The organism is Planococcus sp. ANT_H30, assembly GCF_008369335.1.
Taxonomy (GTDB): domain Bacteria; phylum Bacillota; class Bacilli; order Bacillales_A; family Planococcaceae; genus Planococcus; species Planococcus kocurii.
Genome location: NZ_VOBJ01000022.1, coordinates 1 through 861, shown reverse-complemented (window position 1 = coordinate 861; position 861 = coordinate 1). Strand labels below are relative to the sequence as shown.

General features: G+C 48.2%; 5 tRNA genes and 1 rRNA gene. All 6 read left to right on the top strand.

Going from position 1 to position 861, the window contains the following annotated elements:
* Nucleotides 1-202 precede the first annotated feature (202 nt).
* The 6 genes from rrf (at nt 203) to FQ085_RS17925 (ending at nt 821) form a co-directional block, all read left to right on the top strand.
* Nucleotides 203-318 (top strand): 5S ribosomal RNA (gene rrf, locus FQ085_RS17950).
* An 11-nt stretch (nt 319-329) separates the two neighbouring features.
* A tRNA-Asn gene (locus FQ085_RS17945) sits at nt 330-404 on the top strand.
* A gap of 5 nt (nt 405-409) precedes the next feature.
* Nucleotides 410-499: transfer RNA gene (locus FQ085_RS17940), tRNA-Ser, on the top strand.
* Between the two features lie 20 nt (nt 500-519).
* Nucleotides 520-594: transfer RNA gene (locus FQ085_RS17935), tRNA-Glu, on the top strand.
* A gap of 7 nt (nt 595-601) precedes the next feature.
* A tRNA-Val gene (locus tag FQ085_RS17930) sits at nt 602-677 on the top strand.
* Nucleotides 678-744: 67 nt separating this feature from the next.
* A tRNA-Met gene (locus FQ085_RS17925) sits at nt 745-821 on the top strand.
* Nucleotides 822-861 lie beyond the last annotated feature (40 nt).

Genomic DNA, 861 nt, shown 5'->3' with positions numbered 1-861 from the left:
GTTCGAGGTGGAAGCGTAGCGATACGTGCAGCTGACGAATACTAATCGATCGAGGACTTAACCAACACATTGTATGCGAAAAACTTGCTTGTTTCACCTGTCGTTTATCCAGTTTTGAAAGAATAAGAAAGTTTTTGTAAAAAAAGCTTGAAAAAACCGGTACTAATGGTATAATAAAACTTGTCTTTCAAAATAAATTCAGTCTGGTAATGATGGCAAAGAGGCCACACCCGTTCCCATCCCGAACACGGCAGTTAAGCTCTTTTGCGCCGATGGTAGTTGGGGGTTTCCCCCTGTGAGAGTAGGACGTTGCCAGTCTGAATAATTATTCCGAAGTAGCTCAGTGGTAGAGCACCGCACTGTTAATGCGATGGTCGTAGGTTCGAGTCCTACCTTCGGAGCCAAATATGGAGAGCTGTCCGAGTGGCCGAAGGAGCATGATTGGAAATCATGTAGGCGGGCAACCGTCTCAAGGGTTCGAATCCCTTGCTCTCCGCCAGAAGTTCTTTTTAAAAGTACGGCCCCTTGGTCAAGCGGTTAAGACACCGCCCTTTCACGGCGGTAACACGGGTTCGAATCCCGTAGGGGTCACCAATTTCATGGAGGATTAGCTCAGCTGGGAGAGCATCTGCCTTACAAGCAGAGGGTCGGCGGTTCGATCCCGTCATCCTCCACCATTTACACTTACATAGTGAACGCGTTGTTTTAAATTTCACAATGTTAATCGTAAGAAAATAGTATTGTCGCGGGGTGGAGCAGTTCGGTAGCTCGTTGGGCTCATAACCCAAAGGTCGCAGGTTCAAATCCTGCCCCCGCAACCAAATGGTCCCGTGGTGTAGCGGTTAACATGCCTGCCTGTCA